Raw genomic sequence first — 8,665 nt, forward strand, 5'->3', positions numbered from 1 at the left:
GTGCTGGGGGGAGTAGACGGTCGCGGACGACGGGATCAGCGGCACCGGGTCGGGTTCCGGCGCGGGCGCGATCTCGCTGAGCGTGCTGTCCGCGACGGCCGCGGGCGGGGCGTCCGACGCGGTGAACGCGGTGCCGATCGCCCACCCGGCGGCGCCGAGGGCGACGACCACGGCGAGCGCGGCGCTCATCGCGGGAAGCGGCGTCCTCGGTCGGGCCGACCGGTCGTCGGGCTTCGGGCGGACCTTCTTCTTCGGGGCGAACGCGGGAGCCGACCGAGCCCGCGCGTCGGCCAGCATCCGGTCGAGGGCGTCGACCACCGCCTGCGCGGTGTCCATTCCGGGTTGCCGGGTGAGGGCGTTCACGGCCACGTCGGACAGCCGCCGGGGAATCGTGGGTCGCACTCGATGCGGCGGGACGACGGAACCGTCACCCCGACGGCCGGCGGGGGGAAGTCCGGCCGCGAGGGTCTCGCCGGACGAAGGCAGCGGCCACGTGCCGAGCAACAACGCGTACAGCAGCGCGCCGAGGCCGGCGACGTCGTCGGCCGTGCTGTCGTCGGCAAGGGTGGCGGGGAAGGCGAGGACCGCGAGACCCTCCCGGGAGATCCGCACCCGGTTGGGATGATCGAGCGAGATGCGGGCGCCGAAATGATGTGCGTCCGCGGTGGCGGCGGCGAGGTCGCGCACGATGCGCGCGGCGTCCAACGGCCGCGGAACCGTGCGCGCGACATCCGCGACACGCCATCCGGGCGTCCATTCCGCGACCACGGCGATCCGGTCGCCGACCGCCGCGATGTCGTAGACCTGCGCGATCCGCCCCTCGTGGCTGAAGCTGGTCCCCGTGGTGTTCCGGCAGAACCGGGAAACCGGATCCGGACGGGTGTCGGTGGCGCGGAGATGGGCGGCGTCGACGAGGCTGAGCGAGACGTCCCTGCACAGTTCGGTGTCGTGCGCGTGCCACCACTGCACCCAGCCGGGTCCGGCGAATCGTCCGAGGAGTGTGTATCGAGTAGCGACGAGCATGCCCGGGGCGAACGGGCCCCCGTCCTGCGGCGAATGCGGCGGGACCCCGGACACCGGCACTGCTGTCATCTACTCCTCCCGACCCCGAAAACTCCTGTCAGGCAACCGTCACCCGGCAGCAGAGCAGACGTTCGCAGCACCGGGCCTCACCCTGATCATCCTCGGATGCGGCGCGAATCGTGTGCTTTTCGGCCGACCTAGCCGAGGACGTGCTCCGCGTAGCGCGCGACCGCGAGCACGAGGTCGTCCGAATGCCGGGGGCCGATGATCTGCAGGCCCACCGGCAGACCCGCCGCGGTGCGACCGACCGGGATGCTGATCGCCGGTTGCTGCGTCAGGTTGAACGGGTACGTGAACGGCGTCCACTGCGGCCAGCCGGTGAGGTCGCTGCCCGGCGGCACGTCGTACCCCGCCTCGAAAGCCGGAATGGGGACGGTCGGTGTGAGCAGGACGTTGTGCATCAGATGGAATTTTCCCATCGTGATGCCGATGTCCGCGGCGACCGCGCGAGCGTCGAGATAGTCGACCGCGCTGAACTTCTCGCCCCGTTCCCAGACCTTGCCGAGGCCCGGGTCGACCTTGTCGCGTGCCCCGTCCGGGAAGTTCTTCAGCATGGCCGCGGCCCCGGCCGCCCACAGCAGTTCGAAGGCGTCGATCGGATCGCCGAACCCGGGGTCGGCGGCGGTGACCGGCAGACCCGCGGCGTCGATCGCCTGCACCGCCCGGTCGACGATCGCCCGGACCTCCGGATCGACGGTCACGTAGCCGAGCGTGGGGGAGTACGCGACGCCGAGTCCGACCACGTCGCGGCCGATCTCGCCGCGGAAGGTGGTCGGGAACGGGGCGAGCGACGTGGGGTCGCGTGGGTCGGGCAGCGCCAGGATGTCCATCAGCAGCGCCGCGTCCTCGACTGTGCGGGTGATCGGGCCGGCATGCGCCAGCGGCCCGAACGGGCTCGCCGGGAACAGGGGGATCCGACCGTGGGTGGGCTTGAAACCGACGACGCCGCAGAACGACGCGGGGATCCGCACACTGCCGCCGCCGTCGGTGCCGACGGAGCAGGGGCCGAGACCCGCCGCGACCGCCGCGGCACTGCCGCCCGACGATCCACCGGCCGTCTTGGTCGGGTCGGCGGGGTTGCGCGTGATGCCGCACAAGGCGCTGTCGGTGACGGCCTTCCACGCGATCTCGGGGGTCGTGGTCTTGCCGAGGAACACCATCCCGTCCTCGCGCAGCCGGGCGGCCACGGGACTGTCGACGTCCCACGGCTGGTCCTCGTCGACGGCCTGCGATCCGCGGAGCGTCGGCCAGCCGTCGGTGAGGAAGATGTCCTTGATGGAGATCGGGACGCCGTCGAGCAGTCCCTTGGAGTAGCCGGTGTTCCAGCGCTCCTCGGACTTGCGGGCCTGCGCGAGCGCCCGCTCCTCGTCGACGAGGCAGTAGGAGTTGATGTCGCGATCACGCTCGGTGATGGCGTCGAGCATCGCCTGCGTGGCTTCCACCGGCGAAAGTTCTCCGGACGAGTAGGCCGTGACCAGTTCGACGGCGGTCATGTCGGTGGGATTCATGAGAACTCCTTCAGCCTGGACGTTCGGGCCCTGTCATCATCGGCTCGGTACGTACCCGAGGTGCTTGTCAACTACGTTCTCGAGCGGGTACCCCGTCACCCAGCGTTCGAAATTGTCGGTGAACACGGTGACGAGGTCGTCGCGCCAGCCGGCGAAGTCGCCGGAATTGTGGGGCGTGATCGACACGTTCGGCATGTCCCAGAGCGGATGGTCCGCGGGGAGCGGTTCCGTGTCGAACACGTCGAGCGCGGCGCCCGCGATCGTTCCTGCCCGCAGTGCGGCGACGAGGTCGTCGGTGCGCACGAGCTCACCCCGTCCGACGTTGACGAACCGGGCGCCCGGCTTCATCGCGGCGAACGTCGTATCGCGGAACAGGTGGCGGGTCTGCTCGGTGAGCGGGGCCACCGCGATCACGTAATCGGCGACGGCGAGTTGCTGCGGCAGATCTTCGGTGGAGGTGACCGTCCCGAAGTCGGGATCGGCACCCCGGGCGGTGCGACCCGATCCGCTGACCTTCATCCCCGCGGCGCGGAGAAGCCGAGCGATGGCGCGGCCGATGGGTCCGGTGCCGACGATCAGGGCGGTGCGGCCCGCGATTCGTTCGGATTCGCGGTGCTGCCACGTGTGGGACTGCTGCAGTCGCAGCGAACCCGGCAGATCCTTCGCGAAGGAGAGGATCTGGGCGAGCACGTATTCGGCGATCGCGCCGTCGAACACGCCCCGGGAGTTGGTGATCGTGACGTCGCTGTCGCGGGCCTCGGGGAACATGACGGGATCGACGCCGGCCGCGGCGATGTGCAGCCACTGCAGGGAACCGGCGGCATGCCACGCTCCGGGCACCGCATCGGTGAGGAAGTCGTAGAGGAACAGCACGTCCGCGCCGTCGAGGGCGTCGCTCAGCCCCGCCTTGCCGGTGTAGCGAACTTCGGCACGGGACGCGACCGGTGCCATGAGTTCGTCGCTCGGCAGAACGTGGGCATGTAGCACCGCGACGATCGGGTTCCGACTCACGTTGACACCGTAAGAGTAACTCGTATGATTGTCAACAATCTGAAAATGCTCGGGCGCGGCCGAATCGAAGGTGAGGCCTGGTGTTGGAACTGAACATTCCCGAATTCGAGGGGCCGATCGCGCAACGGGGAATAGGCATCATCGCCCCGTTCGACCTGGCGCTCGAACGCGAACTGTGGCGTTGGGCTCCCCTCGAGGTGAGCCTGCATCTGGCGCGCACGCCGTACGAACCCGTGCCCGTCAGCCTGGAGATGGCCGAACTCGTCTCCGAGCGAAGACACCTCATGGCGGCGACGCGTGACGTCCTGCACGTCGAGCCCGAGGTCGTGGCGTATCTGTGCACGTCGGGAAGTTTCATCAAGGGCCTCGAATACGAGCGGACGCTGTGCGACGCGATCTGCGAGGCCGGCGCCCTGCACGCGATCACCACGTCCGGGGCGCTGGTCGAGGCGATCGAACACCTCGAGCTGAGCAGGCTGTCGGTGATCACGCCGTACGACGCCCCGCTGACCGAACGGTTGCACGCGTTCCTGAACGAGGCCGGCACCGAGGTGGTGCGTTCCGATCACCTCGGGCTCGGCGGCGGCATCTGGAAGGTCAACTACCGCACGATCGCCGAGCGGATCATCGCGGCGGACGACCCACGATCGGAGGCGATCTTCGTCAGCTGTACCAACCTGCCGACCTACGACATCATCGCCCCGATCGAGCAGGAACTCGGCAAACCGGTCCTCACCGCCAACCAGCTCACGATCTGGGCCTGTCTGGGCCGGATGAAACTCCCCATGACGGGGCCGGGCAAGTGGCTCCGCAACGTCTTCTGACACACCCCTCACGACACGAAAAGAGGAGAGCGCATGACGAGCACGCCGACCCCCACGGTGGGATTCATCTACCCCGACCACGCCGCCGAAGACGACTACCCCTTCGCCGCGGAAATGCTCGGAGTGGATCTGCCGGTCGTGCACATCTACGGCACCGACCTGCACGCCGTGCCCGAACTGCTCGACCTCGGCAGCCCCGAGAAGCTCGCAGGCGGTGCCGCGCTGCTCGCCGACGAGAAGCCGGACGCCGTCGTGTGGGCGTGCACGTCGGGCAGCTTCGTCTACGGCCCCGACGGTGCGAAGCAGCAGGCCGAGACGCTCGCCGCCGCCACCGGTGTGCCCACGTCCAGCACCAGTTTCGCGTTCGTCAACGCCGTGCACGCCCTGGGGATCACCCGGGTCGCGGTGGCCGCGAGCTACCCGGAGGACGTCGCGAAGCTGTTCGTCGAATTCCTCGCCGCCGCCGGCATCGAGGTGCTGTCGATGTCTAGTGCGGGAATCGACACCGCCGCCGAGGTCGGTCAGCTCAGCCCCGAATCCGTGGTGGAACTCGCGGTGGAGAACGACCACCCGGACGCCGAAGCCCTGCTCATCCCCGACACGGCCATGAGGACGCTGGGCGCGCTGAGTACTCTCGAGCAGCGCCTCGGCAAGCCGGTCCTCACGGCAAACCAGGTGACCATCTGGGAAGGCCTGCGTCTTGCGGGCCACACGGCGGTGCACCCGTCGTTAGGAACCTTGTTCGAGAAAGGCCACAGTCATGGCTCTGACTGACCTGGAACCCGTCAGTCGTCAATCGACTGCCGAATTCATCGCGGACCGCCTGCGGGTCGCCATCATGAAGGGTGCGCTCGAACCGGGTGCACAGCTGGGCGAGGCGGAACTGGCCGCGCATTTCCAGGTCTCGCGCGGACCCCTGCGCGAAGCCATGCAGAGGCTCGTGTCCGAGGGCATACTGCACAGCATCCGTCACCGCGGCATCTTCGTGACGGAACTGACCCTCGACGACGTCGTCGACGTATACCGCAGCCGGTCGGTCATCGAGCGCGGGGCCCTCGAGATGATTCTCGCCGACGGTCGCCGGGAAGCCACCTACCTGGCGCTCGAAGCCACCGTCCTCGTGATGCAGGCCGCGGCCGAGCGCGGCGACGCCGCCGCCGTCTCGGACGCCGATCAGCAGTTCCATCAGATCCTGGTGGAAAGCGCGCAGAGCCCGCGACTCATCCGCGCCGCGCGGACGCTGCTGATCGAGACCCGGATGTGCCTGGGTGCATTGCAGACCACCTACGACGACATCCGCGAGCAGGCGCAGGAACACGCCGCTCTGCGCGAGGCGATCCGGTCGGGCACGGCCGGCGACGTGCAGAAACTGCTCGCCGAACACCTGGACGACGCCGTCCAGCGGCTCCGCGCCGATCAGAAGACGCTGTCGTCGTAGCGACAGCGCAGTAGAGGTAACTGCCGAGGAGGGACAATGACTCAGGTAGCTGAGGTTCAGGGACACACCAACCGCCACGATCGCTACCCCACTCGGATCGCCTCCGGGCCATCGATGCTCCAACGCAACGAACCCGCCGTCTGGGGTACACCCGCAGACGGACCCTTCGACGCGGCCGCTCTCGCCGGACACGAGGCGCGCGGCTTCACCATCGTCGACAACCTCCTCGACGCCGGCGAAGTGACGTCGTGCCGGGAGGAACTCGACCGGCTGTCCCGGGACCCGTCGATGCGCGACAGCGGTCGCGTCATCACCGAACGCGGTTCCGACGAGGTCCGGTCCGTCTTCGACGTCCACCGGCGCAGCGACGTGGTCGCCGCGCTGATCCGCGACGGCCGGATTCTCGACCGCGCACGGCAACTCCTCGGCTCCGACGTCTACATCCACCAGAGCCGGATCAACTCGATGCCCGGTTTCAAGGGCACCGGCTTCTACTGGCACTCGGACTTCGAGACCTGGCACGCCGAGGACGGACTGCCCGTGCCGCGGGCCGTCAGCTGCTCGATCACGCTCACCGAGAACTACCCGTTCAACGGGTCGCTGATGGTGATGCCCGGTTCGCACACGCGGTTCGTCCAGTGCGTCGGTGCCACCCCCGAAAACAACTACACGTCGTCCCTCGTCGAGCAGGAGGTCGGGGTTCCGCGCCGGGAAGACGTGACCCGGATGGCCGCGGAGTTCGGGATCGACCAGTTCACCGGTGCGGCCGGCACCGCGCTGTGGTTCGACTCCAACGTCATGCACGGGTCGGGCAACAACATCACGCCCTACCCGCGGTCGAATCTGTTCCTCGTGTTCAACAGTGTCGAGAACACGCTCGTCGAGCCGTTCGCCGCACCGCGGCCGCGGCCGGACTACATCGCGTCGCGCGACTTCACGCCGCTGTCCTGACGTGAGCGGCAAAGTGTGCTCCCGCACGCTTTGCCGCTCACCTATGTGGGGAGCTCGTGCAGGGTGCGGGCGAGGTGGGCGAGTTCGGGAACCTCGGCCGCCCGGTCCAGCGCCGACTCCAGGGTGGCGTCGTGGGTGGGACGCGCCTCGTCCAGTGCCGCCCGGCCCGCGGGTGTGAGTTCGGTGTAGATGCCGCGACGGTCGTCGTCGCACAGGATCCGGGTGAGCAGGCCGCGGTTCTCCAATCGGTTCACCAGCCTGGTGGTGGCGCTGCTGCTCAGCGCCGCCGCGCGGGCGAGCTGCGCCATCCGCATGTGCCAGCCGTCCTGGCGGCTCAGTGCGTCGAGCACCGTGTACTCGACCACCGAGAGGTCGTGACCCCGCTGCAGGGCGCGTTCCAGTTCCGCCTCGAGCAGACCGTGCAGGGCCGCGAGCGTGCGCCATCCCTGCGACCGGATCTCGACGGCGTCGTCAGCGACTGCCATGGCCACCTCCTGTGGATACGAGTGCCAGGTCAGAATACCAGCTTGCGCACGTAGCAGGCGTGTGCAATTATTTATGACGCGCCTGCAACTACTGCAGACGCGGTATTCGAGCTAGCGCTCTTATCTCTCGAGTCTGTACGAAAGGAGTGGCCGCGATGCCACTGGGTTTGCTCGCCCTCGCAATGGGCGGCTTCGGGATCGGTCTCACCGAATTCGTCATCATGGGACTGCTGCCGGAGGTGTCGGCCGACTTTCAGGTGAGCGAGTCCGTGGCCGGCTACCTCATCTCCGGCTACGCCCTCTCCGTCGCCGTCGGTGCCATCGTCATCACCGCGGCGGTCACCCGATTCGACCGCAAAACAGTCCTCCAGGCGCTGATGGTGCTGTTCATCGGCGGCAACCTGCTGTCGGCGCTCGCCCCGACCTACGAGGTCATGATGGGCGGACGCGTCCTCGCGGCCCTGTGCCACGGCGCATTCTTCGGCATCGGGTCGGTCCTCGCCGCGGACCTCGTGCCCGCGAGCAAGCGGGCCGCCGCGATCGCGACGATGTTCGCCGGACTGACGATCGCCAACGTTCTCGGCGTCCCGTTCGGCACGTTCCTCGGCCAGCAGTTCGGCTGGCGCTCCACGTTCTGGGCCATCACCGTCATCGGCGTCGTGGCCTTGATCGGCATCACCGCGCTGGTGCCGTCCGTGTCCCGTCCGACGGACGCACCGGAACCTGCCGGTCTGCGCAGCGAACTGCGGGCCTTCCGGAATCCGCAGGTGTGGTTCTCGATCGCCGTCACCATTCTCGGATTCGGCGGCATGTTCGGTGCGTTCACCTACATCGCGTTCACCCTCACCGAGGTCGGCGGATTCGCGTCGACCAGCGTCCCGTGGCTTCTCGTGCTCTTCGGCGGCGGCCTGTTCGTCGGCAACGTCCTCGGCGGACGCGCCGCCGACAAGGCCCTCACCCGCACGCTGACCACGGTCCTCGCCGTGCTCACCGTCGTCCTCGTCGTGTTCGCGCTCACCGCAGGCAGCAAGCCGATGACGATCGTCGCCCTGTTCTTCATGGGCGCCTTCGGATTCGCGACCGTCCCCGGACTGCAGATGCGCATCATGAACTACGCGGCGCAGGCGCCGACCATGGCGTCCGGCGCCAACATCGCCGCCTTCAACGTGGGCAACGCACTCGGGGCCTGGCTCGGTGGTATCACCATCGCCGCGGGACTCGGCTTCACGTCCCCGATCTGGATGGGTGCCGCACTGACCGTGGCCGCGCTCGCCGTCCTCCTCGTCGCCACCGCACTCGACCGCCGGTCGAAAGATCAGCGATGTGTCCGCTCACGGAAGACGAGGACGGTACACACCCGAACAC

General features: G+C 68.4%; 9 protein-coding genes. 5 read left to right on the forward strand and 4 right to left on the reverse strand.

The window, feature by feature from the left end; genetic code table 11:
* From ACFTZB_RS39410 to ACFTZB_RS39420, 3 genes are all read right to left on the reverse strand, one after another.
* Positions 1-1,092 (reverse strand): hypothetical protein (locus tag ACFTZB_RS39410; RefSeq protein WP_378440423.1); only part of this gene is annotated, 1,092 nt, incomplete at its 3' end.
* A 128-nt stretch (positions 1,093-1,220) separates the two neighbouring features.
* On the reverse strand, positions 1,221-2,591 hold the full coding sequence (locus ACFTZB_RS39415; RefSeq protein ID WP_378440425.1) for an amidase: 1,371 nt from the start codon (positions 2,589-2,591) through the stop codon (positions 1,221-1,223).
* A 36-nt stretch (positions 2,592-2,627) separates the two neighbouring features.
* Positions 2,628-3,602, reverse strand: coding sequence for a D-2-hydroxyacid dehydrogenase (locus ACFTZB_RS39420; protein WP_378440427.1), 975 nt, complete (start codon positions 3,600-3,602; stop codon positions 2,628-2,630).
* 80 nt (positions 3,603-3,682) lie between these two features.
* On the opposite strand from ACFTZB_RS39420, the gene ACFTZB_RS39425 reads away from it, so the two are divergent.
* The 4 genes from ACFTZB_RS39425 to thpD are packed head-to-tail and all read left to right on the forward strand — an operon-like array spanning position 3,683 to position 6,815.
* Positions 3,683-4,426, forward strand: a complete 744-nt coding sequence (locus ACFTZB_RS39425; protein WP_378440429.1) for an Asp/Glu/hydantoin racemase — start codon at positions 3,683-3,685, stop codon at positions 4,424-4,426.
* A gap of 33 nt (positions 4,427-4,459) precedes the next feature.
* Complete coding sequence (locus ACFTZB_RS39430; RefSeq protein ID WP_378440431.1) at positions 4,460-5,200, forward strand: maleate cis-trans isomerase; 741 nt, start codon at positions 4,460-4,462, stop codon at positions 5,198-5,200.
* A complete protein-coding gene (locus ACFTZB_RS39435) occupies positions 5,187-5,864 on the forward strand; it encodes a GntR family transcriptional regulator (RefSeq protein ID WP_378440433.1) in 678 nt (225 codons plus the stop codon). The genes ACFTZB_RS39430 and ACFTZB_RS39435 overlap by 14 nt, the downstream gene beginning before the upstream one ends.
* 36 nt (positions 5,865-5,900) lie before the next feature.
* A complete protein-coding gene (gene thpD / locus ACFTZB_RS39440; RefSeq protein ID WP_378440435.1) occupies positions 5,901-6,815 on the forward strand; it encodes an ectoine hydroxylase in 915 nt (304 codons plus the stop codon).
* A gap of 41 nt (positions 6,816-6,856) precedes the next feature.
* Here the strand turns inward: thpD and ACFTZB_RS39445 are convergent, their stop codons facing one another.
* Positions 6,857-7,300 (reverse strand): MarR family winged helix-turn-helix transcriptional regulator, encoded by a 444-nt coding sequence (locus tag ACFTZB_RS39445; RefSeq protein ID WP_378440437.1) that lies wholly within the window; start codon positions 7,298-7,300, stop codon positions 6,857-6,859.
* A gap of 155 nt (positions 7,301-7,455) precedes the next feature.
* On the opposite strand from ACFTZB_RS39445, the gene ACFTZB_RS39450 reads away from it, so the two are divergent.
* Positions 7,456-8,665 (forward strand): MFS transporter (locus ACFTZB_RS39450; protein WP_378440439.1); only part of this gene is annotated, 1,210 nt, incomplete at its 3' end.

The sequence above is a fragment of the Rhodococcus sp. NPDC057014 genome, assembly GCF_042673295.1.
GTDB lineage: Bacteria > Actinomycetota > Actinomycetes > Mycobacteriales > Mycobacteriaceae > Rhodococcus_F.

Coding starts and splice junctions, on each gene's coding strand:
- ACFTZB_RS39415 (WP_378440425.1), bottom strand. CDS start 2,591: ATGAATCCCACCGACATGACCGCCGTCGAACTGGTCACGGCCTACTCG.
- ACFTZB_RS39430 (WP_378440431.1), top strand. CDS start 4,460: ATGACGAGCACGCCGACCCCCACGGTGGGATTCATCTACCCCGACCAC.
- ACFTZB_RS39435 (WP_378440433.1), top strand. CDS start 5,187: ATGGCTCTGACTGACCTGGAACCCGTCAGTCGTCAATCGACTGCCGAA.
- thpD (WP_378440435.1), top strand. CDS start 5,901: ATGACTCAGGTAGCTGAGGTTCAGGGACACACCAACCGCCACGATCGC.
- ACFTZB_RS39445 (WP_378440437.1), bottom strand. CDS start 7,300: ATGGCAGTCGCTGACGACGCCGTCGAGATCCGGTCGCAGGGATGGCGC.